This is a genomic window from Bacillus sp. MUM 13 (assembly GCF_001866725.1).
Taxonomy (GTDB): Bacteria; Bacillota; Bacilli; order Bacillales; family DSM-1321; genus Peribacillus.
Window position 1 is genome coordinate 1 of sequence record NZ_MLYQ01000089.1, and the last position, 25,651, is coordinate 25,651.

A 25,651-nucleotide genomic window follows, 5' to 3' on the forward strand; every position below is an offset into this window, starting at 1 on the left:
ATATTGTTATATTTTTCTGATAATATATATTTCCGCCATTTCACCGCTGATTCTAAATTTCTCCGGGCAGCAAGTCAATTTGAAAGATGAGAGAGGCAATGCTCTTTTCGAAAGGAGAAAATAATGACTGCAGATCAGCATCCTGATTTTCAAAAAGAAAAGCTTCATTTAGAATTCACAAAAAGATATATGGATGTCGTAATTAAAACCTCAGAATCCAGCAAGAGCCAATTCAAAAAAAATATGCAGGAAGCCTTTGGAGATGCTGACTGGCTGGAGTCAGGCGGATATTCCGAGCTTTTGACCAACGCAGGATTTTTTGAAATGTCAAAGTCAGAGCTGGAAAGTCTTTGCAATGCCAGGAATAAACCATACTTTGCCAGAGTGGACTATGTAAGGGAAGGGACTGGGAAGCCAGAAGTCCTTTATTTTGGGAAAACCTCACTATATCAAAGGGAAAACCAGGAGCAAATGATTGTCGATTGGCGTTCGCCTATTGCGAATCTTTATTATGTGGGGCGCATTGGAGAAGTAATATATGAAGCTGAAGGAGAATCCTTCAAAGGGAATATTACTTTGAAACGACAGCTCATGATCGAAGATGGCGCATTGGATGAAGTGCGTGATATTGATTTGACGACTACTGATGAGCTGCTTCAGGATTCCCTTTCAAAAAGCTCAAGCAGCCGATTAACAGAAATAGTCTCCACAATCCAGGAAGAGCAAAACAAAATTATCCGTGCTGACCTGAATAAGCCGATCATTGTCCAGGGAGCTGCCGGGAGCGGAAAAACAACGATTGCTTTGCACAGGGTTTCTTACTTTTTATATCACTATAAGGAAATGTTTGATCCCCGCCAGCTGATGATTCTTGCACCAAGCAGATTATTCATCGACTACATATCGGAAGCACTCCCTGAGCTGGGAGCAGAGAAAGTAAAACAAATGACATTTGCTGAATATGTGCAAAAAGCCATTGGAAAAACCCTGAAGCTGGCGAAAGATGACAAGCTGATCAGAATTCTTGAAAAACAGAAAGAAGAGACAAAAGATATAAGGGCTGCCTCAAGGTTTAAAGGATCTCCCTTATTCAAGAAAATCATCGACGCACACCTGATGGAGATTTATGCGCGTTTTAATCCTTCAGAAGATTTTTATGCAGATAAATACCGCCTTTATTCTTCAAAAAAATTCAAAAAGCTGCTGCAGGAAGAATATTGGTATCTTCCGCTTTATGGGCGGATTGATAAGCTGAAGGTAATCCTTCAAAATCAGGTAAAGTCAAAAAAAAAGGTCATGCTCGACCGGGTTGCAGATTTTTATGATGCTAAAATAGACAAAGCGTTATATAAAAATATTGATCCTGATATCAGGAAAGAGTACGTAACAAAGTGCCTGGATAAAAAAGCTCAAAGAATCGAAGAAGTGAAAAAATCCTGCAGGAATGCTGTGAAGGATTATTTAAAGCAGTTTGAACGGAAAAATGTTCTCGAATATTATCAAGAGCTGTTCAGCGATCCAGAAGCCCTTGCTTCATACAGCAATGGCCAATTAACCTTACTTGAAGCAGAGAGCATCTGCATCATGTCTAATCAGCTTTTCGCAAAAAAACTTTATGAACTGGAAGATTTGGGGCCAATCCTTTATCTTCAGGCACGTATTTTTGGAATTGATAAAGACTATATGGCAAAGAATGTTGTCATTGACGAAGCGCAGGATTATAGCTTTATGCAGCTTCAATCCTTAAAGACGGCAGTCGATACGGATATGTTCACTCTGGTTGGCGATCTGGCCCAGGGCATCCATTCGTACAGAGGCCTTGAATCATGGGAAGAAGTTCACCAGCATATATTCCCAAGAGCCACATATACAGAGCTTCAGAAAAGCTATCGGACAACAGTAGAAATCATGGCTGCGGCAAATAAATTATTAACAAAGCTTCCATACACCTTTCCGCAGGTGCAGCCTGTTGTCAGGCATGGTGATAGCCCGGAATTCATCCCTGTGGGAGACAAGACATGGGGAAAGAAATTATTGGAGAAGGTAAAGAGACTAAAAGAGGAAGGCCTTAAAACGTTTGCCGTTATCGCCAAAACCATGCTGGACAGCCAAAAAGCGTATGAATGCCTGAGTGCCCTTGATAGCCAGGTATACCTGTTGGAGGAGGGGACTTCTATCCCGAAGGAATCACTTGTTGTGGTACCCTCTTATTTGGCCAAGGGACTGGAGTTTGATGCAGTATTTGCCGTCTCGCTGGAAGAAAAATATGAAGCTGGCAACGAGCTTGATATTAAGCTATTATATGTCGCAATGACCCGGCCGCTTCACCGGCTATATTTTTTAGGAAAAGAAAAAAAAGATTTCCTTATAGAAGAATGATATTCAGGCTGCCTTGTTTTCTAAAGGCAGCCTTTTCCGGTTAATAGGCAGGTTCCATGTTCATGAAAACCAAGGCTTGAAAGTATGGAACTTTCACAGTGTTTGCAGGATCAATCAGCCGGCATATTTGCAGCGGAATAGGACATTTTAGTAAGGAAAATAAAAACATGTTTACCTGCAGGGCCAGGAAGGGGAAATAATAGAGACGCGAATTTTAAAAATGCAGAAGGGACTGGCAAAAGTAATGAAACTTAAAGTAGGATTTTACTTCGATGGAGGAAAAGAGCTTTCACATGTGGTTGAAGGTGAAGATACGACTCAAATGATTACAAACATACAAAAACATAAAACATACAATATGGTTAAAGGTAATACACATTATGTAGTGGATACAGAAAAAGCATCATATTTTTATGTGGAAGAAGTACAATAAAGCTGACAAAAACCGCTGAACAGCGGTTTTTTTGTCGGAATTTTTCTTTGCTATATTTTCCCTATTTTTGCTCATTTGAATTTTTTTATGTTAGTATGATAAGAAAACTACGAAAAGGGAGCAGAAAGATGAAAATTAACCTATCAAAACAGCAATATGCAACGCTGCTCAAACTTCTGCAATACGGATATTGGGTAGAGGATTCCGGCAGCCTGGAAGGTGCAAGCCAGGAAACCTTCGAACTAGAACAATATTTATTGTCCCTTGCAGGGGAGTTCGAAAGTGACCAAGTAATCCATAATGCTGAGCATGAATTGTATGAGCTGAATGAAGAAAATGCAAAAAAGCTTCAAGAATCCATAGCTGCTTATGAAGAAATGGTCTTTTGGGATAAGCTGGCTTATTATATGGCTCAAAAAGATATTAAAGAAAGTCTTAAAGGAATAGAAAGTCTTGAGGAAGTAACACAGCAGCTGATAGAAAAAGAAAAATTTTATCATGACCATTTTGCAGAGCATGGTGCAGCTTTTCTGAAACTGCAAAAATAATATTATATAACTGAAAGTGATGACGATTGGATATTGGATAAGAGAGGGAAGTTCCGCCATGCCGATATTGATTTTTCTGTTAATCCTTATTGACACAATCTTTACGGCAGCTGGGATATCACATCATATAATCGGAGAAGCAAATCCTATAATGGCTTATATCCTGGATGATAGCCTCGTGTTATTTGTTCTCATTAAGCTGTCCTTGCCAATCTTCCTGGTTGTGTTTTACAGAAAAATCGAGGCTGGATGGATTCATGTTTTATTGAAAGCGACAGCAGCCCTTTACCTTTTAGTAGACCTTTATCACTTGCTGTGGATATTGCCGCTGTATGTCTAAACAAAAACCCCTGCATCGGGGTTTTTGCATGTTACAGTTATTACTATCTGCATCCTTCGGTGTCCTTTAACTGGCCAGCAGAAAACTCAAGGAATTTTACTGCTGCATCAGAAGAGGGAAAGCCTGCCTGTGCTGACTTATCATTTCCTCCGCCTTTTCCGCTGAATTGGCTAAGGTGCTGTTTAAAAAACTTCCCGCATGAAAAAGGGGAAAAACCGTTTTGGTACATAACCAGCTTGTTTTCTTTCAGGGATGCAAAGAGGATGAAAATATCATTTTCTGCAGCAAGCCTGGCAGCAAGGGTTTGAAGTTCCCGTAATGATTTATCTTCAAAGATATATGAAAGAACACCATTGTCAATTTGTGATAACAGTTCTGCAGCCAGATAGAAATCATTTTTTTCTTTAAGTTCCGCTATTTCAGCTTCGAGTAATGTTTGGTTTTGCTGCCACTTTTCAAACCGGTCAAGGATATCGTTTCTTCCGGTATTGAATTTTTTGGATAAAGCTCCGAGAATACCAAGTGCTTCATTAAAATCCTCCAAAGCTCTATTTCCGCACTTAAAGTAAATTCTAGTGAAGTCTTTTTGTTTTTCTGCTTTAAGTATTTTGATGATTCCAATTTCCCCTGTTCTGGACACATGGGTTCCGCCGCATGCATTGAATTCAATTCCCTCGATTTCTACAATGCGTATATTTTCAGTAACCTTTGGCATCTTTACAAGAGTCAATTCTTTTAATTGATCATTAGTGACAAAATAGCTATGTATCTTTCTGTTTTGGTATATTTGCTCGTTCACTTTTTTCTCAAGGTCCGCCATTTTATTTGAATCAGTCAATGAACCGTCTACATCAATGCTGCAGTCGTCTTTGCCCAGATGGAAGCTCATTGTTTTTGAACCGAAGAGCTGAAGGCAGACGGCAGAAAGTAAATGCTGGCCGCTATGGTGCTGCATATGATCATATCTTCTGCTCCAGTTAAGCTCACAGGTAGCAGCATGTAAGTCAGAAGGAATACGCTCCAGCTGGTGAAACACTTCTCCGTCTTCATTAAACACATCCAAAACAGGTATTCCATTAATCGTGCCAGTGTCTGATGGCTGCCCGCCGCCATGGGGATAAAATGCGGTTTCCTCTAATAGGGCGAAGATTCCTTCTTCTCTTTCAATAACCCTGGTGATTTTTGTCTGCCATTGTCTAGTGTAGACATCGCTGTAAAACAATTTATTTGTCATATATATAATCCTTTCTTCATCATTGTTCAATATATGAACATCTGCTTGCTGGAGTTTATATGGAATTATGCAGAATGAATATCAATAAGGCAGAAGAACCGGCTCTTGTTGTTAATGAAAATCTCCGTGATGATGGCATCATCATTCAAAATCAAGCATTTTAAACATCACAATGTGTTCGCCGATATGGGGAATATCAAATATACCGCCTGCCGATTGAAGCCCGAGCTTTTGATAATATTTCGATGCACTAAGCCGTGCATTGCACCACCAGGCATCAGCCTTGCGTTTTTTGAGAACCTTTTCAGCATGCAATATGAGGGAGCGGCCTGCACCCATCCCCTGAAAATCCGGAAGGCAGGCCATTCCCCTAAGCTGGTAATGTTTGCTTCCTGGTATATCAGGATTCGGACTTTTAAAAAAAGTGGCGATACCTATCAGCATTTCATTTTTGTATGCTCCGAAATGCAGGGTACTGATATTGAAATCGCCGTCATATTTGCAGGCATCAAGAGGCTGATTAGGCCTCAATACACGATGTCTGATGTGGTAGGTATCTTCGGGCTTTATCTCAAGGATATTCATACTTTCATCCTCCTTTTCATTCCTTTAAATTATAAAACATTTGTTAAACGGTGAACAGCTGCTGCATGTTTTTTGGGGTTATGGAAATTTTTATATACAACAACTGATAAAAATGATAGATTCGAATATGCCGGTATTGAGAGCTATCAACAGGAAGAGCAAAAGAGCAGTATTTTTTGCAGGAGCAGGACTCACTGATTGAAGTGCTGCAATTTTTGGTACAATATAAACATAATGAAAGCAGTTTTGGGAGGATAACACATACATGGATTACATTCAGGCTGGGAAAACAGTTGAATTAGAGATAGAACGAGAAGCAGAATTTGGTTTGTTCCTGACAGACGGAGAAGAAAGTGTCTTGCTTCATAAGAATGAAATGAACGAGCAGGATGATTTGGAAATTGGACAGGATGTAAAGGTATTTATCTATCATGACAAACAGGGACGGCTTACAGCAACAAGAAAAATCCCGCAGGTTACCCTGGATTCATACGGCTGGGCGGAAGTTGTCAGTGTGAAAAGAAATCTTGGTGTTTTTGTCGATATCGGAATCTCTAAAGACATGCTGGTATCACTTGATGATTTGCCGAATTTGCAGCATTTATGGCCAGCAGAAGGAGACCGGTTATTCATTTCTCTTAAAACGGATCGTCAAGAGAGGTTATTCGGTAAACTTGCCACTGAGGATATCATGGCAGATTTGTCTGTGCAGGCTCCTCTTAAGGGAATCAGGAATGCAGCTGTAAAAGGGAATGTATATAGGCTGCTTATGGCCGGATCATTCTTTATATCAGAAGAAGGATATCGCTGCTTCATTCATGAAAGTGAAAGAAAAGAAGAGCCAAGGCTTGGCCAGTATGTAGAAGGCAGGGTTATTGACAGTAAGGAAGATGGCACATTGAATGTTTCGCTTCATCCATTCAAGCAGGATAAAATGGATGAAGACTCAGAAGTAATTTACAAGTATCTTATGAATAGGGGAGGTGCAATGCCTTATGGAGATAAAACACCTCCTGAGGACATTTCCTTCCATTTTGGCTTAAGCAAGGGTGCATTCAAAAGAGCGTTAGGGAAATTGATGAAAGAAGATAAGATATATCAAGAAGAGGGCTGGACATATTCTTCTGACCGCAGATAAAAGAAACACATCACCCGGCAATCATCGCAATTGCCGCCTCGGGGGAAACAGCGGAGCATTTCTGCTGTTTCTTTTTTTTTGCCAAAATTTTATCTAAACAGATATATATATAGGACGAATGGATTAGTCGGAGCGTGAATTCGTTCCTTTTGAGGGAAGTACGAATTATTTTATCAGAATTATCAGACGTATTGTTACTTTGCCGTCATATAGCTGATAACTTTGTCATCAGAGTTTCATCTTCCTGTTCTTTGCTATGAAAATATTTATGTTACGATTAATTCCGTTAGCTTGTAAGAAGCTGAACAAGGAGGTAACTACTTATGAAAAAAACATTCTTAACTTTTGCAGCAGTAGCTGCTATATCCGGTGCAATCGGCACAAACGCACATGCACAGGATGTGAAAGTGAAAAATGGAGACACATTATGGGGACTTTCTCAAAAATACCATGTATCAATAGATGAATTAAAGTCCTTGAATAACCTTACTTCAGATACTATTCAACCTGAAGATGTACTTAATGTTTCAAGCAAAGAGTATTATTCAATTAAATCAGGCGATACTCTTTGGCACATAGCCAATAAATTTCATGTATCCGTTGAAAACTTGAAAGCCTGGAACCACTTGAATTCAGATTTAATCCAGCCAAACCAAAAATTATCTGTTTCATCGAACGGAATTCAGGCTGCATCGGAACCGAAACATGCCAATAGGGCATCTGTGAAACAAGAAGCACAGCCAGCCCAAGAGAAGTCTGAACCGGCACAGCCGCAAACAAAGGCTGCCTCTTCAAATGAAAAAAGCGATGCACCCGCGCAAAAACAATTCGCCAAGGAATTGACAGTAGCGTCAACTGGCTATACGGCAAGCTGTAAAGGATGCAGCGGAGTAACCGCTACAGGCGTCGATTTAAAAGCCAATCCGGAAGCTAAAGTCATTGCAGTAGACCCAAGTGTCATCCCGCTCGGCTCTGAAGTATATGTAGAAGGTTATGGATACGCGACAGCTGAAGATATCGGCGGCGGTATTAAAGGAAACGAAATTGATATCTTCTTCCCTAAAGAACAAGATGCGTTAAATTGGGGAAGAAAGCAAGTACAAGTCAAAGTCATTAAATAAAATACTTTCACATAGATTCGGGGCACAGAGATATTCTGTGTCCTTTTTCATGTCGCACTTTTTTGAAGAATGACTGGATACAGTGTAAAATAGAAGTGAAATGTAAAGTGAAAATGGAGGGATAGGAGTGATTGAAGAAGCTCAGGAATATCTTCAGAAATATTTTGGGTATGAAACATTCCGTGATGGACAAAAAGAAATCATCAGCAAGGTTTTGTCAGGTAAAAATACCGCCGGAATAATGCCGACAGGGGGAGGGAAATCGATTTGCTACCAAATACCGGCGCTGGTCCTAAACGGACTCACCATTGTTATATCCCCGCTTATCTCCTTAATGAAAGACCAAGTGGATTCTCTTCTTTTAAATGGCATTGAAGCAACATTTCTTAATAGTTCTATTTCTGCTAAGGAAGCATCAGACAGGCTCTCAGGAATTGCCGATGGATTATATAAGCTGGTTTACATAGCGCCTGAAAGGCTTGAATTGCCTTCTTTTTTGCAGGAGCTGCAGCGATTTAATATTTCAATGGTGGCAATAGATGAAGCACACTGCATCTCCCAGTGGGGGCATGATTTCAGGCCGAGCTACCTGAAAATAAAAACACTTATTAAACAGCTTCCATCCAATCCTGTGGTCCTGGCACTTACAGCTACAGCAACACCTGCAGTAAGAAATGATATCTGCCAATCCCTCGATATTGAAGAATCAAATACAGTCTTTACTGGTTTTGAAAGAAGCAACCTGAGTTTTGCTGTTGTAAAGGATGAAAACCGCAATCAATATCTGAAGCGGTATCTTTCAAAAAATCAGCATGAGTCAGGAATCATATATGCTTCAACAAGAAAAGAGGTCGACCAGCTATACACCCGTCTGGCTAAAGGCGGCGTTAAAGCCGGCCGTTATCATGCAGGTATGAATGAGCAGGAGAGATCGGAGCAGCAGGAACAATTTCTGCAGGATGACATCTCGCTTATGGTTGCGACTTCTGCTTTTGGCATGGGCATCGACAAATCCAATGTCCGCTTTGTTGTTCATTATGGAACACCAAAAAATATGGAAAGTTATTATCAGGAAGCTGGCCGTGCAGGACGTGACGGTCTTGATAGCGAGTGTATCCTGTTATACTCTCCTCAGGATCTGCGTCTGCAGAGGTTTTTAATAGACCAGTCCGAATCCCGGCCGGAATGGAAGGATCTTGAGCTGAAGAAGCTGAATGCCATGAAGGATTACTGCTTCACAGAAGGATGTCTTCAGGCTTTCATTCTCCGTTATTTTGGCGAAGAAAATCCAGAGAACTGCGGGCATTGTGAAAATTGTAAAGACAGCAGAAATTCGGTAGATGTAACGACAGAAGCACAAATGGTATTATCCTGTATGATCAGAATGGGAGAAAGATTTGGCAAAACCCTCATCAGCCAGGTGCTGACAGGATCAAAAAATAAGAAAGTGGAGGACTTCAATTTTCAAAAGCTATCGACATATGGAATAATGAAGAAGAAATCCGCAAAAGAAGTCGCTGATTTTATTGACTATCTCACTTCAAAGCAGTTTATCGAGATGACTGGGGGCCAATTTCCTGTATTGAAGGTAACAGACCAGGGAAAAGAGGTTCTTCTAGGCAAACAAATGGTCATGCGCAAGGAGCTTTCCGTTATTACAACCATTTCTGCCGACAACCTTCTATTTGAAGAGCTGCGTCAGCTCCGTAAAGAAATTGCCCAGGAAGAAAAGGTGCCTCCATTTGTCATTTTCTCTGACGCTTCATTAAAAGACATGTCTGCCTCGTTTCCGGTTACGCCTGAAACTTTTATAACTGTAAAAGGAGTCGGGCAGAAAAAACAGGAAAAGTATGGCCAAATATTTATCAGGAAAATCCAGGAATACCTTGCGGAAAATCCGGGATTAAGTGCTCCGGCTGAAGAAATCATTAAGAAGCGGGAAACTAAGGGAGAACCTTCTCATCTTGAAACATTCAGGCTTTTTAAAGAGGGAAAGAGCATTGAGGAAATTGCGGTGCTAAGAGGCCTTGCAGAGATCTCCGTTGAAAACCACCTCCTTAAATGCGGGGAAGAGGGAAGAGATGTAGACTGGCAGAGAATCTTGCCTGAATCAGCAAACATGCAGATACTTGATATGGTTTCAGTTATTGGAGCTGAAAAGCTCAAGCCTCTTAAAGAAGCATTGCCGGAGGAAATCAGCTATTTTATGATAAAAGCTGCATTATTGAGAAATAGTGTTGAAATATAATTGACCTTCCATATGAAAATGCTTTTTTAATAAATATTCCGATGCATTACTGCGTATACTGTTAAAAAAGGAGGTTACTCATGTATTTTGCAAAAAAGAATCAAGAGGAACCCGTTACTATCATCGAAGATACAGTAGTATATGCTTGTGCGTCGGAAACATGCAATGGATGGATGCGGAAGGATTTTGTCACAGACAATCTTTCTTGTCCGATGTGCGGTGAAAACCTTGTAGAGGAAATCAGGGAATTGCCTCAAATCAACAATGATTACAATGCTTATAGATAAACCGGAAAAATGCTGCATGCAGATATTCTTTACCTCTGCAAAAGAATATCTGCAGCAATCCCGATAAGCCGCATCAAACTTTCATGGTTTGTTGACTTAAAGAGAAAACCATGTTATTATGGGAATTCAGGTGTTGGAACATGATAAACACCAAGAGGGTAATTTAAAGACATTTTTATTAAAGTAAGTGTATAAGCCATAATGCAAACAGCAAAAGCCGTCTGAATGGCCAAGAGTTGAGTTTAGCAATATTTGAAAATAACGGATTAACAACCCTAAAGTTTTCCTCAGGTAGTTTTATTCTTCTTATGAAATTTACTTCTATTGGACAATCATCCCCTATTCGTCATTTTGACAGTATCCTTTAATAAACATGTTTAAGTCTAAACCTGATTCTCACAGGCGCGGTCTAGGAACCGTATTGATGGGAGAGAGGAAGGGCTTTCATTGTTTTAGGTTAGACCTGTAAAATTACTCTCCTGCTCATTATTTCTGCTGCGTTTTCCGTTAAAACGCAAAGACAGAAAAATAGCAGAGCATATCAGCTCGCATGCTGATTAAAGAAAGCTGCCTTGCTCCAAAAAGGCAGCTTTTTTATGCAGTGCTGCAAAGAGCCGCTTCTGTACACATATGCACCTGCTATTTGTTTCTTAATGTTATTGGCGCCATTTTAAAGAGGAGCAGGCACTTCATATGGGAGGCTTTTTATGGTATAATAAAATAGAAACATGTGTTTAGACATGGCTCTATGTGCGGAGCTGACATCTTGTTCCAGTGAAATGAGAAAGATTGTTTCTAAAAAGCACGATAATCAAATCAAATCCAAGGAGTGAGATGCTTTGTATAAACGCAATAACGTCGAAGAAGTACCACCTGAAGAAACAAAGGTCTGGGAATGTACATCAGAGGATTGCAAAGGATGGATCCGTGATAATTTCACAAGCAGCGACAAGCCGAGCTGTCCGCTGTGCGGCAGTGAGATGAAAGAAGGAACAAAAATGCTGCAGGCGATAAACAACCCAAGAAATAAATAAATATCAAAGAAGGCACACTCCGGAAGTGTGTCTTTATTTTGCCTGAAATACAAACTAAAAAAGCCTGCAGCTTCCAAGTCCGCTATGAACTTGAAACTGCAGGCCGCTTGTTAATGAATATCTTTTTTCTTGAAACGCCCTCCGCGTACTTCAGCGATGTCTCCTACTGCAAGGAAGGCGGAAGGATCGAAATTAGTGACAATATCCTTTAATTTGGCTTCTTCCAGACGGTTAATTACACAAAAAATCACTTTCTTGTTATCACCGGAATAAGCGCCTTCTCCTGTCAGGTAGGTAACACCGCGTCCCAGACGGTTTAGGATGGCTTCGCCGATTTCTTCGTATTCATCGCTTATGATCCAGATGGATTTGGATTCATCCAAGCCGGCAATTACGATGTCCATTGTTTTGTAAGCGGCGAAATAGGCTAAAATGGAATACATAGCACGGTCCCATGAGAACACAAATCCCGCGCTGCCCAATATAAACAAATTGAAAAACATAATGATCTCGCCTACTGAGAATGGAACCTTTTTATTGGCGAGAATAGCCAATATTTCAGTACCATCCAATGAACCGCCATATCTAATGACGATTCCGACTCCAACACCTAGAATAATTCCGCCAAAAATGGTGGCAAGCAGGATATCCTGAGTAAAAGCGGGTACGGGGTGAAGCAATGCAGTTGAAATGGAAAGGATGAAAATTCCAAAAAGAGTAGAAATAGCGAAGGTTTTACCGATTTGTTTATACCCGATAAAAAAGAACGGAAGATTCAATACGAAAATGAAAACACCGAGCTTTAATCCCGTTAAGTACGATAGCATAATGGATATGCCTGTGATTCCTCCATCGATTACATTGTTTGGAACCAGAAAAATTTCCAGTCCCACGCTCATGAGCACCGCCCCGAGCGTAATCAGCAGCCCCCGCTGCAAAATCTGCCTTTTTGTCAGCTTTCTGTGTGCTTTCTTCTCAACCAGTTCTGTAAGACTTAAGCTTGCTGTATCTGCCATCAGCATGCCCCCTCCTTATAATAAATATATGTATGTACAACTTAAGTATAAACAATTTACTAAAAATATTATAGTATTTTGACTTTACACCCTGTTTGACGCTTTTATTTTAATAAACAAAACCTTCCAGGTTATCATTTCACTTTCTTCGATTAATTATCAATAAACTTAAGGGAAAGCAGGGGGAATTCATGAAAAATTATAAAGTCTCTGTAAGGACTCTTGCAGAATATGTTTATAAAAGCGGGAGCATAACCTCTGGTTTCAGGGCTACTGCATCGCTTGCAGAGGGCACCAGAATTCACCAGCAAATCCAAAAACAATACGGGGAACATGATGTAAAGGAAGTGCCGCTTGCGCTTGAGCAGAATTATGAGGATATTGTTTTTTTCATTGAAGGGAGATGCGATGGCTTGCTGGCAGCTGGCCAGTCCTATACGATTGATGAAATTAAGAGTACTGCCTTGGATTTGCACACTCTCACAGAAACCAGTTATCCGGTGCACTGGGCGCAGGCTAAATGCTATGCAGCCATGTTTGCCTTACTTCATAATCTGGACGAAATTGGCGTTCAGCTTACATATGTTCAAAAGAACACGGAAGAAATAAAAAGATTCAAAGTGAATTGCAGCAGGCAGGAACTGGCTGTTTTTCTGGAGGATATGATAAAGGGATTTTATCACTATGCCAATTGGAAGCTTCAGCATCTTGAAGAAAGAAATAAGTCATGCAGAGATTTGCCATTTCCTTTTGAAAATTACCGTGACGGCCAAAGAAAGCTTGCTGGAGCCGTTTATAAGACCATAAATGAAAAAGCTAACTTGTTCGCTAATGCCCCTACAGGTATCGGAAAAACAGCGTCCACCATATTTCCCAGCTTAAAGATCATGGGACAGGGCGAATGCCAGAAAATTTTTTACCTGACAGCCAAAACAATTACCCGCCAGACTGCTGAAGACACTTTTTCCTTAATGATGGACCGGGGCTTAGTTTGCAAAACGGTGACAATTACAGCAAAGGATAAAATCTGCTTCCATGATAACGGCAGCTGCAATCCAAATGAATGCGAGTTTGCAAATGGCTACTATGACCGTGTTAATAACGCGATGCTGGATATTTTAGAACATGAACAGCTGATTACAAGGAGTGTGATTGAGGAGTATGCCAAAAAGCACAACCTCTGTCCATTTGAATTTTCACTCGACCTTGCCTATGTCTGTGATGCAGTCGTATGTGATTATAATTATGTATTCGACCCAAGGGTGTCATTAAAAAGGATGCTTGATGAGCAGAAAAAAGATACAGTGCTGCTTGTGGACGAAGCACATAATTTAGTGGACAGAGCGAGAAGCATGTTTTCGGCGGAGTTATATAAGACTCCATTTTTGAGGATAAAGCGGGAAAACAAAGTAAATGAGCCCGCCATTTCGCGTGCTGCTAAAAATATCAATCAGTACTTCATAGAGGAAAAAAAGTCGCTTGATAATCACTATAATAAAATCATGCAGAATTTGCCTGATGATCTTTTAAAAGGTCTCGAAGCATTCATTGAGGCGGCTGAACCCTTTCTGCTGGAGAGGAGCGGCGGCGGTGAACATGAAGACTTGCTTCAGGGCTATTTTGATGTTCAAAACTTTTTAAAGATTTCTAAGCTTGTTGATGAGCATTATTCGATATATTTTGAAATACAGCAGAATGATGCAAAGATCAAATTATTTTGCTTGAATCCTTCAGGACTGCTGAAAAATATTCTATCTGGATTTCGCTCTGCCATTTTATTCTCTGCTACGCTCTCCCCAGCAGGATATTTTATGGATATGCTTGGAGGTGGCGAGGAAGATTACCGGATTTCGGTTCCTTCTCCGTTTACAGCAGAACAAAATGAAGTGCTTATCAGCAGGATTTCAACCAGATACCGCAACAGGGAAGAATCGATAGACCGTATTACAGATTTGCTAATAAACATTCTTGACGGCAGGAAAGGGAATTATCTGGTATTCTTTCCTTCCCATCAATACATGAATAACGTGTATGGCGCATTTACGGCAGCATCCTCTGTGAATACGATCATTCAAGGCAGCGCAATGACGGAAGATGAACGGGAAGGTTTTTTGAACTCTTTTCAGGAAAACAAGGACAGCTTATTTGTTGGATTTGCTGTATTGGGCGGGATATTTTCAGAAGGAGTGGATTTGAAGGGCGACAGGCTGAGCGGCGTAATCATCACCGGGGTGGGCTTGCCGCAGATTGGTTTTGAACGTGATATTATTAAAAGCCATTTTCAGGATCAGGGGAAAAACGGCTATGATTATGCATATGTATTTCCGGGGATGAATAAAGTGCTGCAGGCTGGAGGCAGGCTGATCAGGTCTGAAGACGATCATGGGCTGATTGTTCTGATTGATGACAGATTCCTGACTGCCAAATATCAAGGCATGCTGCCGGAAAACTGGAAAAATTATAACTTATATTAATACCTTAGCTCATTTCTTTACATTGAAAAAGGAAGATATATAATAAGAGGGCAGTATCAATCTGCATGACTTCATTATAGAAAGGTGATATCAATACATGAACCAGATTATTGAATCATCTAATCCAATTTTGCTATTAGTGGCTGTTATCCTTACATTTATGGCTTCTTATACAAGTATAGATTTATTGATTCTTTTGCGTACCTCTGAAACCAATAAGCGATTTTTATTTCTTGGCGGGAGCTTTTCCATGGGAATGGCCATCTGGACCTTCAACTTCTTTGGTATTTTGGCTTTCGACCAGAACGGGGCGGGAGCATACAACATTCCAGTTACTATTTTATCAATGGTGCTTGGCGTCGCTCTTGCCGGTATGGGATTTATGTTTGTTTCAACTGAAAAAATCAGGTTTTTGCATGTCTGCTGCTGCAGTCTTCTCCTGACTTTGTCTGTGCTGTCCAATTATATTATCGGGATGTATGCCTTGAATAACGGGATTTTTTATCATCTTGCCGTTCTCTCGGGTTCGTTTCTTTTAATTATGGCCATGTTTTTATGTTCGTTTATGATTCTTTTTTATGCGAACCATTGGAACCGCAAAAATAAGCTATGGTTCAAGCCGCTGAGCACCTTAATCGTTACAGTTGCCATTGCAGAAGGCCATTTTTTATTAGCACGAAGCATGCCTGCAAAAGAGCCGATCAAAAATGTAGAACAGCTTGTGAATGATACACCGTTTGTCATTAATCTGGTCTTTTTTGTATCGGTCCTCATTGTTGCAGGACTTGTCGGATCTGCGATGATCATAAACAAACGCCTCGCAAAAAGCGATAAATATCTGCGGGACTTCCGCTACGCCCTTGATCAGTCTGCTATTGTAGCCATAACGGACAGTGAAGGAAAGATAACCTATGTCAATGATAAATTTGTACAGATTTCTAAATACAGTGAAGAAGAACTGATGGGGAGAAGCCATTCTATCATAAGTTCAGGCTATCACACACAAGCATTTTATAAAGAAATGTGGCAAACGATTTCCAGCGGGAAAACATGGAAGGGTGAAATCTGCAATAAAGCAAAAGATGGTACGCTTTATTGGGTGGACACCACAATTGTTCCTTTTATGAAAAGGAAAAAGCCTTATCAGTATATCTCCATTCGTACGGATATCTCGGCACGAAAAAGAGCCGAAGCCGACTTAAAGGAAACAATGAAAGATATCCGTGATATTCATTATGCCCTTGATCAATCTGCCATCGTTGCTTTTACGGATGAAAAAGGGAATATAACGAAGGTGAATGACAAGCTTTGTGACATTTCACAATATTCCCGGGAAGAATTGATAGGCAGAAATCATAATATCCTTAATTCCGGCTATCATTCAAGAGAGTTTTTCCAAGATATGTGGAGTACCATATCAAACGGAAATGTCTGGAAGGGAGAGCTGCGAAATCGCTCAAAGGACGGTAACTACTACTGGGTAGGAACGACGATTGTCCCTTTTTTAGATGAAGACGGAAAACCATATCAGTATATTTCAATAAGAACGGATATCACGAAGAGGAAAGAGACTGAGGATATGCTGCACAGGCAGGATAAGCTTGCGGCTATCGGCCAATTGGCTGCAGGTGTGGCCCACGAAATCCGAAATCCTCTTACGACAATTAAGGGCTATGCCGAATATTTGCAGCTGGATGAGCAAAACGTTGAACGAAGTGAATTTTTAGACATCATTTTAGATGAAATTGAACGGGTCAACGATATTGTGGAAGATTTTATGGTCCTTGCGAAGCCTCAAAGTATCAACTTGGAAGAAGAAAACATGGTATCTATTATTCAAAGTGTTTTTTCTTTCCTGGAAATAGAAGCAAAAAAGAAAAATATCTCTTTTTATCTTGAATATAATCAGGAAAACATCATAGTACGCTGTGATAAAAATAGAATCAAACAGGTTTTCCTGAATTTTGCCAGAAATTCGATGGACGCTATGCCAAATGGAGGGACGATTAAAGCAGCCATTCAAATAAAAGGGAAAAATGTATCTATTATATTTAAAGATACAGGCGGCGGAATACCTCCTGAAGCTCTGAAAAAACTTGGTGAGCCTTTTTTTACTACTAAAAGTACGGGCAATGGCCTTGGGTTAATGGTGAGCTATAACATTATTGAAAATCATGGCGGCACGGTGGAGGTTGAAAGTGAAATAAATAAAGGTACAGCCTTTCATATTGAGCTGCCGGCAGCAAACGGAAAACAGGAGCAATAATGCTTCTGTTTTTTTGTATAGGGCTCTTTTATTTTCAGAAGCAGGCAAAGACACCCTAAGGCGGGGCGGCGGCTCCCTCCAGGAGAAGATATAATCTGTATCTAGCTTTAGCTGAACTGCGGAAATAAGTCTAAACTTTCGGAAAAATGGCATTTTAGTATTCGTTATGTTAATTTTGAATTATCATACATCGGAGGAAAGTGACTTGTGAAAAATCCTGTAAAAGCAAACATGCTGAAATTACAAGCCTATTATCTTTTTTCCTTTTTTGCAGTAGGGAGCTTAACACCGCTTCTTAGTGTTTATTTAAAGGAAAGTGAAAAAATGAATGGATATCAAATCGGGACCATCATGTCTATAGGGCCCATTATCATGATTATTTTTCAGCCTATCTGGGGAATGGTCTGCGATATATCCGGCAAGCCATCTAAAGTGCTTTCACTGACAGCTTTTTTCGCTGGTTTCCTCGGTTTAGGATACTTAGTGCTTCATTCTTATTTACCCCTCGTCATCCTGGCAGCATGCCTGGCTGTCTTTCAAAGCGCCATCATTCCCGTATCAGACAGTATTTCCCTTAAATACACAGCAAAAGAAGGGGGGAATTACGGGAACATCCGCCTATTTGGATCACTTGGCTTTGGCATTGCGGTATTTGTCATGGGGCGACTCTCTGAAACCCCAATAGGATTGACGGTCATTTTCTGCGCGTTCTTTATTGGGCTAACAGCAGCAGCAGGGCTAGCGCTCCGTCTGCCTGAAGAACCTGCCTCAGTTAAAATAAAGCCTGGAACCGGGATGAAAGAGCTTTTTTCCATCCCGCGGTTTGTCATTTTTTTAATTGTTACGTTTCTAGTTTTTGGGCCGAATTTGGCAAACAATGTATATTATGGCTTGTTTGTAGAAGCAAGAGGAGGCACATATACCGGCATCGGAATTGCCTTTTTGCTTGCCGTGCTTTCTGAAATTCCTTTTATGAGGCTAGCCGGAAGATGGATCAATCAATGGGGCCTGCTGCCAGTTGCCTTGATGGCTGCCTGTGCTTCACTGCTTCGCTGGACGTTTTATTTTTATGAACCTGGTTTGACTTTGGTATATATATCATCTATTGTTTCGGGATTTTCTCTTGGGCTTTTCATTCCCGCTGGACTTCAATATATATCCAAAATCGTCCCAGCTCATATTACTGTAACCGCCGTAACGATTTATTCCGCGTTCGGTAATGGACTAGGCAATTGGTTCAGCACATTTGCCGGCGGCATATTGCTTGAAAATAGTGGCATTTACAGTGTATATCTGCTATTTGCCGGCATGTCGCTGCTCGGTATGCTTCTGACAGTCTGGCTGATACTTAAAGAAAAAAGCTCTGTTAAAGCTCCATGCTGATTTTGTCCTGAATGTGACTGGAGCACAAGGGACAAACACAGCAGGGAAAAGCGGGTTAAAGGATAATCCATACTGTATCTAAGCTGTAATCTGCATTGGATTTAGAAAAAGGCTGCCTTCTAAATCAGGATTCAGCATTCTTCAAATGATCCTGATTAAGTGCCCATGAACAGCCTGAAAAGAGGGGACTTTATGAAACGATATCATTGCTGTGCCACATGCATTCATTTTTGCAGTGAAAGGGTAAATGGAAAAATGATGTATGGATGCTCTCGCCTGGGTTTTGAAACTAAACCTTCCTATCAGTTTACCTGCTGGACCCCAAAGGAAAATGTAAGAAAGCTGATGGAGAAAGAAAAAAACATATGAGTGCCTGAGAACACTTTTCCTTTTTTTAGGAAAGGTGTTTTTTGTGACTATTTACCCGATTGATAGAATTGAAAAGAAGTCAAATTTCCTATTAATTTAAATAACTATGTACCCTATAATGTAAAATATGGAAAAGACTGAGTTTGTTTCATTCTATTGAAAATTGATAATCATATATGCATGTTCAATTATTCACGGAACTAAAAATTGAAGAATGAGAGGTGCCAGCATGGAATTGACTGATTCATTGAAAGCCGCACATGATGCAGCTTCTTCTGCAATTGCAAATTTTGATGAACAAATCGCCCGGCTTAAAGCTGCAAAAACGGATATTAATAGAGAAAAGGATACTGGTTTAACAGAAATTAAAGCAATACTTGAACCGGATTTAGGAAAATCATGGACTGGAGAGCGATCAGAATCGTTTGAGAAAGCGAGAAAAAAAGCGCATACTGCCATTTCGAATATATTGAATGACGACTATGATCAGTATATCAGTGAAATAGAAAGCAAGATTACATGGCTTGAGATTGAAAGAAATGCACTCGCTGCAGCTAACGCGGCAGCGGCAGCAGCTGAAAAGTTAGTTGAAAAAGGCGAGAAGACGCTAGAGGAAGTCGGACACTTTATAAATGACTTTAGAAAGAAGGTATTTTAATGGAGCTGGAGATCAAGCTGAAGCATGATGCAGTAATCAGCCAGCTGTTTAAAACAAAGACGGCATTGGAAGCTTTAACACTAAATACGCCAGCCAAAAATGCTGCTGGCAGCAATAAGCTGGATTTCACCAGTCATTGGCTGGAGCGTGAAGAAGAAATAGCTGAATTGGTAAAAGGCTATACAGCCATTGCCCAAAAAAGTATTGAGGATACTAATGCAGGTGTTGATTTAATGAAGCATCAGGATGAAGCGATGATAAGGAAATAAATCGGAAGGGCACTGATAAAATTGCGGAAACTAAAATATAATATACGGTAGAAAGTGTACTCACTGCAAAAGGACAGTCTGCTACATCATCAAAAATAGAAAAGGATTGAGGGTGCAGCGGCAACATTTTTCTTTTTAAAACATCAAAAAGGGTACAATGAATGTAAAAATGCAGGTTAGACATAAAATGTGAAATATTGCTATAAATAATCATGGCCACAACTAGTTGGCGGGTTCGAGGAATAATTAATAATTTCCTTGCTCCATATTTATCGAATAAAATCCCGTTTCGGGTGACAAAAGACCGTTTAACAAGGTTTTAAATAAAAGTAATAACCCCGCAGTTTTCGCATAATAGCCGAGTTTCCCTTGTGCATACATGGGCAATAGAATTGAGAAGAAAACATGATGATACTAATAATAACAAAAAGAATCATGCTTCAAGTATCATCTTTATAAACAAACTTAACAGACTTAATCGTTTTATTTAAAAAACTTGGCATATAAAAAAAGTGATGATCTTTTAATAAAATCATCCCTACAATCAGCTATTTCTTTTCATTATAAGTAAATTACCTATAAAACCTATAAAGCCTGCAGCTGCAAATATGTAGGCAGCCACAAGTGACGTAGACGTCAATGACTCAGTCAATATTCTGTATGTGCCAAAAATAAATAAGATTATACAACCCAAAAGAGCAATAAGATTCCTGTACTTTTTATTCATAAAACACCTCCACTCCTTTATATGTTAACATATATTGTTTTAAGGTTAACAATGAAAAATGGATTATAGCATCTAATTAAACCGAAAGTCTTAGTGTCTGAGATTCTCTGAGGAGGAAGGTAATTGTTGTGCCGCATAACATTTGGGAAGCCTCTTAACAAATAACTCCAATATCTATACGATTGATTGTGAAAGGGTTTGTTTATTATGAGACAGTAAATAAATTGATATATAAATCCTTTAGAAATTCTTAAGTAGTACATGGAATTGCAATTTACTAATATTTGTTTGTTTGTTAATCTCCGATACTGCTAAATACACAAATAGTCCCCCCAAGTCCAATAGTAGATAAAAGATTAGATGGAACATCCACAAGCGGACGGGTAACCTCTCCGGCGTTTTGTATTAACTTCATAGCAAATAGGATGATAAACACCGCAAAAGGGATAACTAATAAATAACCAATACCATCCTAAACTATCGACAACAATTCCATATAGAGTAGTATCAACAGCAGGAGCAACAGAATCACTACTCCGAATATACCTATGATTCTCACGAGAACCTCAGGTCGATATATGAGGAGGACTGCATTCATGGCAAGGGATGGAGTCTTGGATAGGCTATTCAGTATTGCTCCTTGTCCTAAAGCTCAGTTCAATAAAGAAAAAAGGTATATCTTTTGAGGAAGAATACGCTTCTGTGTTTTGAAAGTAAACAACTTTTTCACACTTTTTATACTTTATTTCTAGTGAACAACATAAATATTCTATAGAAGAAAATATTTCTATAGGAGGTTTCCATGGATCAAAAGGATCAAAGTCGTCAATTAGACGAAATAAAGCAAATGCAGCAAATGTTTAAAGCGAACATGATAACCCAGCCTTATCCCATGTACCCTAACTATGGGAAAATCACACGTTACGAAGAAATTCCGATGAATTTACCTGAACAGCGCCAGCTGCGCCATCCCGGAGTGGAAAAGTTAATGGTCCCCCTTCCAATTATCGAAAACCCGAACTATAAAGGGAGTGGAAAGTTAACAGGAAAAGTAGCACTTATTACAGGGGGTGACAGTGGTATTGGTGCAGCAGCAGCGATTGCGTTTGCTAAAGAAGGCGCAGATGTTGCTATTTCATACTTAGATGAACATGAGGATGCAAATAGAACAAAAACGAGGATTGAACAACTCGGACAACGTTGTTTTCTAATGCCTGGTGACTTGCGGGACAAACAACAGTGTATCTCCATTGTAGAACAAACAGTAAATACGCTTGGCAGTCTCGATATTCTTTGTAACCATGTTGGTATCCAATTCCAGCAACTAAGTCTGCTTGACATTACAGATGAGCAATTCGATGACACCTTCAAAGTTAATATATACTCTCATTTTTACACAACAAGAGCAGCGCTTCCTCATTTAAAACCAGGCAGCTCAATCATTGGCACTACTTCAGTGGTAACGTATGTAGGTGAGCAGCAAATGATTGATTATACGGCCACAAAAGGTGCAATAGTTGGTTGGACACGTGCCTTGGCTAAAAATGTCGTGAAACAAGGTATCCGAGTCAATGCTGTCGCCCCCGGCCGAATTTGGACCCCGCTTATTTCAGCAAGTTTCTCGTCAGACCAAGTAGCTGTATATGGAGCATTTAATCCAATGGAACGAGTTGCCCATCCATTTGAACTCGCGCCAACTTTTGTCTATCTTGCTTCTGATGACTCACGTTTTGTTACTGGTCAAGTTCTTCATGTTGATGGGGGAGAATCCACACATTCCTAATGGAAGAGGGTTAACATTTTGCGATATGAATTTAATCCAGAAGTAAAGCTGTTGCTAGTAAACCATTCAAATGAAAAAGTAAAGATGGTCTATATAGAGGATTCCTGGTCAATGTCTAAAATAGCACTTAGACCACCATTCTATTGCTACCCAAGTTACGAGCTGAATTATCCAATAATCTAAATAATAACAGACTAAAAGACTTCTATAAACAGTGTGGAAGTCCATTTAACATTTTGTTTAGGGTTCGCATTTATCTAATTTTCAATTCATCCATTTAACTAATAAGAAAAAAGATAACGGTTTTAAAACGACTTTTATGCAGTCATCCCTTACGATCATTAAACATTGGAAAACCATGACTTGCATTATCCAAGGGACACTTTTTGTGCATGTCAGACTCGTTATTCAGTATTTTTCCGAAAACAGATTATTCAAGGCACATACTGAAATTCCACCTTAGCAATACTTTCTTATTTGCAAGATAGAACGGGCAAGGCAGTTAATACAGGGGATTTTTCAAGAGTAATCTAAAATATCTTCTCGACTATCCCGCCAAAAAGAGTGGCTATGGTATTCAATCCAATTGATAACAATGAATCGATAGGCGGGGGTTACGTTATCCCTGCTAATAGCACAGAGGCTGTAATCTCAGCAAAAGCTAAAACAGCTTTCCAAAAAAATTTATATCTTAACTTAAGGGGACGTGTGTTCTATAATTGGGTTGCTTCGGCAGCCTTTTTCTTATGGAACAAAAGGGGCAGGCAGGATCGTTTAAGAATCATAAAGGATTTTTCATCAATTGGGCCAGATTGAAAAGGAGGAAATGCTGACTTTACACGTAAATTAATTAAGGATGAAAAGTGGTGAAGTCGCTTTTGAGCGGAGCTGTTATTTGGATTTTAATGGGTGAACCTTTAATGCTAGACGTAAAGACTTTTAAGCGGCTTATCAGATTCCGCTATACGCTCTTTTCGTAAAGGCAGCTTCTTGCCGGCAGGCATGGTTAATCAGGTGAAAGGGCAACATTTGATTTTACAAAACAAAAGGGTGAAAAGGAACTAAGATACATAACGGGCGCTTAAAAAGGTCCTGGTTTTATATTCTTATTAAAGCTGAGGAAGAGTTAACAAAGGTTTTAGGGAATGATAAACTTCACCAATTATACCTTTTAATTGATGAGCTCCTAAATCTGTATTTGTCATGATAATTATCCCATTTCCTAAATGAGGATAGGCTGCCATCATACATTGAAATCCTAATCCCCAACCAAGTGATGATATTTCAATTTCTTTTTCTGAACCGTCCAAAAACACCCCAAGTCCAGTCCAGCTTTTACAGCCTTGTGAGTTTATCATTTCTTTTACTTTATTTGCAGAAATCCCAATCTTACTTTTATTATTGAGTGCATCCATTAATTCAAGAATTAATTGAGATAAGTCTGACGTAGTTGTCCATAGTCCGGAAGCTGCTGGATAAGGATATATTGGATATTTTCCATCTGATAATTTACCTTCTTTGTTATGACCAGAAGAAAAATCCCTATCTATCTCTTCAGAAATATTTTGTGGAAATGTGCTTTTTGTCATTTTTAATGGAAGAAATATTAGTTCCTTTACGACTTTTTTAAAAGGTTTCCCAGTCACATCCTCTATTAGTTGTTGTAAAATACAAAATCCTGCGTCTGAATATTGAAAGTCGCTCTCTGGTTCATACTTTACCTCAATAGGGGCTTTGCAATATGGTGTAGTTCCCACGAATATTTCTGCCAGTGAAGGGATACCTATATTGGGGTTTAGTTCCATAAAACTTTCTTCAGGGTCTATAACTCCGGATTGATGGCTCAGCAGGTTTCGTAATGTTATTACTTTTTTACCGGTCAAATTATTATGGGGGATCTTCCACGATTTTAATCTTTTGTTAACATCCTCATCTAAATCGAGAATACCTTGTTCTGTTAACCTCAAAACTAGTAATGCTGTTAAAAACTTACTGATTGAACAAGCACTAAAAATAGAATTATTGTCTACTTTTTTGCTGGTTCCTGCTTCTAGCAATCCGTAATTTTCAATTCGGCTAATTCGACCACTGCTGATTAACGAAATGCTTAAACCAATAACATTATGATGGTTCATACGCTCTTTAATATTTATATGTGTTTGAAACATAAAAACCCTCCCGCTATAACAGCAATACTATAACTTTAATGTCATTGTTGTTCTTAATCTTCATCAGACACTGGCAGATAATATACAACTATCAATAACCATTTTGCATACCGCTGCATAATCATAAAGGAATCTGATTATATCCAGATATTGAAACAAACCCAGCAATTCTATTAAACCTGTCCATCCATCCTTTAAGACGGCTATAATGTGATTTTCCTTGTTCATAATAGTGGAGTCATATTTTTCATGTCAAACCACTTTCCGCAATACACACATTTCTCTTTCATTCATTGCCAATTTCCATTCAATTTAAAGCTGTCAAGGCCCCCTATATTTCAAGGGTTTGAGTCGTCTCGCCTTTTCAGCAAACGGTTGATGGAATCTTGGATATGACCAGAAATAGCATGCTCGGCTCTGTAAACATCCCGTGTTTTAATCGCTTCAATAATTTCCAGATGTTCCGATGGTGCTTCTGTTTGATCTAACTGACCTTTGACGTGGTAAAAACGGCCAATATGCAGGTGGATATGCATGCCTTCAAAAGCTTCAGTAAGGAATGGGTTTTCTCCAGATTTCATAATAGAAAGATGAAATTGGTGATCTAAATGTGTGAAATTGAGTATTCTTTTATTTATTGGACCTGGGGCGATAGAATACATTTGCTCTGTAAGCAAAGAAAGTTCTTCCACAACACTCAAATTATTTAAGCGGATAATATTCCGAATTGCATTTACTTCCAATAATATGCGGGCTTCCAGCATTTTTTTCATATTATCTGCATCTAAAATATCACTGACACGATACCCTTTATTTGGTTCCAAAATCACTAATTTTTCCGAACTAAGGCGTGACAGTGCTTCTCTTAAAGGGGGGGTGCTTATGTTGATTTCCTTTGTTAGATGACTGATATTAATCTTTTGCCCAGGTGATATACTCCAATCAAAAATTCTTTCTTTTAATAAATTATAGACTAACTCCGTTGTCTCTCCTCTTTCTTTTTCCCTTATCATGGTAGTTCTCCTATCTTTTTCGAAGATTCTTTTAAGTGAGATATGGCAGTTTGATTTTCAAAGTTAGTAAATGGACCAAGGCAAACTAGTTAAAATCATCTTGTTTCCAATTTACTGCTTATTTTAAATATACCATTCCTTACTAAAATTGTGTATTTAGTTAAAAAATCTTAAAAAT

General features: G+C 39.4%; 20 protein-coding genes. 15 read left to right on the forward strand and 5 right to left on the reverse strand.

Translation table 11 applies throughout. The features are described from left to right. The first annotated feature begins 123 nt into the window (after positions 1 to 123). From helD to BIV59_RS18145, 4 genes are all read left to right on the forward strand, one after another. Positions 124 to 2,379, forward strand: a complete 2,256-nt coding sequence (helD, locus tag BIV59_RS18130) for an RNA polymerase recycling motor HelD (protein ID WP_170846191.1) — start codon at positions 124 to 126, stop codon at positions 2,377 to 2,379. A gap of 220 nt (positions 2,380 to 2,599) precedes the next feature. Further along, positions 2,600 to 2,812, forward strand: coding sequence for a hypothetical protein (locus tag BIV59_RS18135; protein ID WP_071352867.1), 213 nt, complete (start codon positions 2,600 to 2,602; stop codon positions 2,810 to 2,812). A 128-nt stretch (positions 2,813 to 2,940) separates the two neighbouring features. Next, on the forward strand, positions 2,941 to 3,360 hold the full coding sequence (locus tag BIV59_RS18140) for a hypothetical protein (RefSeq protein ID WP_071352868.1): 420 nt from the start codon (positions 2,941 to 2,943) through the stop codon (positions 3,358 to 3,360). Between the two features lie 58 nt (positions 3,361 to 3,418). Next, positions 3,419 to 3,700: a DUF5658 family protein gene (locus BIV59_RS18145; protein WP_071352869.1), complete on the forward strand. Its 282-nt coding sequence runs from the start codon at positions 3,419 to 3,421 to the stop codon at positions 3,698 to 3,700. Between the two features lie 43 nt (positions 3,701 to 3,743). Here BIV59_RS18145 and BIV59_RS18150 read toward each other — a convergent pair whose 3' ends face one another. After that, positions 3,744 to 4,934 (reverse strand): alanyl-tRNA editing protein, encoded by a 1,191-nt coding sequence (locus tag BIV59_RS18150; protein ID WP_071352886.1) that lies wholly within the window; start codon positions 4,932 to 4,934, stop codon positions 3,744 to 3,746. 141 nt (positions 4,935 to 5,075) lie between these two features. Continuing rightward, complete coding sequence (locus BIV59_RS18155; RefSeq protein ID WP_071352870.1) at positions 5,076 to 5,519, reverse strand: GNAT family N-acetyltransferase; 444 nt, start codon at positions 5,517 to 5,519, stop codon at positions 5,076 to 5,078. A gap of 265 nt (positions 5,520 to 5,784) precedes the next feature. On the opposite strand from BIV59_RS18155, the gene BIV59_RS18160 reads away from it, so the two are divergent. The 5 genes from BIV59_RS18160 (at position 5,785) to BIV59_RS18180 (ending at position 11,347) form a co-directional block, all read left to right on the forward strand. Continuing rightward, a complete protein-coding gene (locus BIV59_RS18160; protein ID WP_071352871.1) occupies positions 5,785 to 6,657 on the forward strand; it encodes a CvfB family protein in 873 nt (290 codons plus the stop codon). A 323-nt stretch (positions 6,658 to 6,980) separates the two neighbouring features. Continuing rightward, positions 6,981 to 7,778, forward strand: a complete 798-nt coding sequence (locus tag BIV59_RS18165; RefSeq protein ID WP_071352872.1) for a 3D domain-containing protein — start codon at positions 6,981 to 6,983, stop codon at positions 7,776 to 7,778. A gap of 127 nt (positions 7,779 to 7,905) precedes the next feature. Further along, a complete protein-coding gene (recQ, locus tag BIV59_RS18170) occupies positions 7,906 to 10,026 on the forward strand; it encodes a DNA helicase RecQ (RefSeq protein ID WP_071352873.1) in 2,121 nt (706 codons plus the stop codon). Positions 10,027 to 10,106: 80 nt separating this feature from the next. Beyond that, entirely contained in the window at positions 10,107 to 10,313 is a 207-nt protein-coding gene (locus BIV59_RS18175; RefSeq protein ID WP_071352874.1) for a cold-inducible protein YdjO-related protein, read from the forward strand. A gap of 839 nt (positions 10,314 to 11,152) precedes the next feature. Continuing rightward, positions 11,153 to 11,347 carry a cold-shock protein gene (locus tag BIV59_RS18180; RefSeq protein ID WP_071352875.1) on the forward strand — a complete coding sequence of 65 codons (195 nt, stop codon included), beginning with the start codon at positions 11,153 to 11,155 and terminating at the stop codon, positions 11,345 to 11,347. A 110-nt stretch (positions 11,348 to 11,457) separates the two neighbouring features. Here BIV59_RS18180 and BIV59_RS18185 read toward each other — a convergent pair whose 3' ends face one another. Continuing rightward, the gene (locus BIV59_RS18185) at positions 11,458 to 12,363 is read right to left on the reverse strand and encodes a YitT family protein (RefSeq protein ID WP_071352876.1); all 906 of its coding nucleotides are present in this window, start codon (positions 12,361 to 12,363) and stop codon (positions 11,458 to 11,460) included. 191 nt (positions 12,364 to 12,554) lie between these two features. Between BIV59_RS18185 and BIV59_RS18190 the strand changes: the two genes are divergently transcribed. From BIV59_RS18190 to BIV59_RS18220, 6 genes are all read left to right on the forward strand, one after another. Continuing rightward, entirely contained in the window at positions 12,555 to 14,837 is a 2,283-nt protein-coding gene (locus tag BIV59_RS18190) for an ATP-dependent DNA helicase (protein ID WP_071352877.1), read from the forward strand. A gap of 97 nt (positions 14,838 to 14,934) precedes the next feature. Next, the gene (locus tag BIV59_RS18195; RefSeq protein WP_071352878.1) at positions 14,935 to 17,103 is read left to right on the forward strand and encodes a PAS domain S-box protein; all 2,169 of its coding nucleotides are present in this window, start codon (positions 14,935 to 14,937) and stop codon (positions 17,101 to 17,103) included. A 207-nt stretch (positions 17,104 to 17,310) separates the two neighbouring features. Beyond that, complete coding sequence (locus tag BIV59_RS18200) at positions 17,311 to 18,486, forward strand: MFS transporter (RefSeq protein WP_083392248.1); 1,176 nt, start codon at positions 17,311 to 17,313, stop codon at positions 18,484 to 18,486. A gap of 598 nt (positions 18,487 to 19,084) precedes the next feature. Further along, positions 19,085 to 19,513, forward strand: a complete 429-nt coding sequence (locus BIV59_RS18205) for a YwqH-like family protein (RefSeq protein ID WP_071352879.1) — start codon at positions 19,085 to 19,087, stop codon at positions 19,511 to 19,513. After that, the gene (locus BIV59_RS18210) at positions 19,513 to 19,782 is read left to right on the forward strand and encodes a DUF5344 family protein (protein WP_071352880.1); all 270 of its coding nucleotides are present in this window, start codon (positions 19,513 to 19,515) and stop codon (positions 19,780 to 19,782) included. The genes BIV59_RS18205 and BIV59_RS18210 overlap by 1 nt, the downstream gene beginning before the upstream one ends. A 1,529-nt stretch (positions 19,783 to 21,311) precedes the next feature. Then, a complete protein-coding gene (locus tag BIV59_RS18220; protein WP_071352882.1) occupies positions 21,312 to 22,292 on the forward strand; it encodes an SDR family oxidoreductase in 981 nt (326 codons plus the stop codon). A gap of 1,109 nt (positions 22,293 to 23,401) precedes the next feature. Here BIV59_RS18220 and BIV59_RS18230 read toward each other — a convergent pair. After that, complete coding sequence (locus BIV59_RS18230; protein WP_071352884.1) at positions 23,402 to 24,460, reverse strand: serine hydrolase domain-containing protein; 1,059 nt, start codon at positions 24,458 to 24,460, stop codon at positions 23,402 to 23,404. A 338-nt stretch (positions 24,461 to 24,798) separates the two neighbouring features. Further along, a complete protein-coding gene (locus BIV59_RS18235) occupies positions 24,799 to 25,473 on the reverse strand; it encodes a GntR family transcriptional regulator (protein WP_071352885.1) in 675 nt (224 codons plus the stop codon). Positions 25,474 to 25,651: the final 178 nt, after the last annotated feature.